The sequence below is a fragment of the Streptococcus sp. 1343 genome (assembly GCF_013277355.1).
GTDB lineage: Bacteria > Bacillota > Bacilli > Lactobacillales > Streptococcaceae > Streptococcus > Streptococcus pseudopneumoniae.
The window spans coordinates 1-744 of sequence record NZ_VMMT01000101.1 but is presented as its reverse complement, the minus strand read 5'-3'; the positions used below and the strand labels follow the sequence as shown (position 1 = coordinate 744).

At 39.9% G+C, this 744-nt stretch carries 1 protein-coding gene; it reads right to left on the bottom strand.

The genetic code is table 11. From position 1 onward, the window contains the following. Positions 1 to 137: 137 nt before the first annotated feature. The gene (tnpA, locus tag HT709_RS11355; RefSeq protein WP_001140801.1) at positions 138 to 611 is read right to left on the bottom strand and encodes an IS200/IS605 family transposase; all 474 of its coding nucleotides are present in this window, start codon (positions 609 to 611) and stop codon (positions 138 to 140) included. Between the last annotated feature and the right edge of the window lie 133 nt (positions 612 to 744).

Genomic DNA, 744 nt, shown 5'->3' with positions numbered 1-744 from the left:
AGTCATAACCACCCGTGAAAACGGGTGGCTTGTACACCGGCTATAAGCCGTTTCTCTCCAGCGGCGTCTAAAGACGCTCGCTGAACTTCGTTCAGGTCGTGCTATATTACTTGACTAATGCCCGTCACAACGGGCTTTTACCTTGTTCTAAATCCGCCATCAGAAAACGGATCTTCATATTCTTTTACACTCAGCTTATCGAGTGCAATGTCATTCTTTTCCTGCTCGCGAATATATTTAGCTACGGTCTTTTCGTTTAGTCCAACGGTACTTACATAGTATCCCCTAGCCCAGAACTTTCGATTTCCATACTTATATTTTAAATTAGCGTGCTTATCAAATATCATCAATGCACTTTTGCTCTTGAGATACCCCATAAAATCGGAAATCGAAAGTTTGGGAGGTATCAATACAAGCAGGTGTACATGGTCTGGCATCATATGACCTTCGATAATCTCCACGCCACGACAACCGCATAGATGTTTAATAATATCTATCAAATCCGACCTGACTTTGTAATATATCGCCTTACGGCGATACTTAGGTGTAAAAACTATATGATATTTGCACATCCATTTAGTATGTGATAAACTGTAACTGGTTTTAGCCATTTATTTTTCCTCCTTTATCTAACCTGAACAATTAGATTATACTTGGAAAAATAAATGGAAGCTAGAAGCCTTGTCAGCCACCAGCATAGCTGGTGGTTTTCTTGTTTTTCTCTACGAGAAAAACTGGCTTGAA

Bases quoted from the DNA above. Each gene is read 5' to 3' on its own strand.
- tnpA (WP_001140801.1), bottom strand. From the start codon at position 611: ATGGCTAAAACCAGTTACAGTTTATCACATACTAAATGGATGTGCAAA.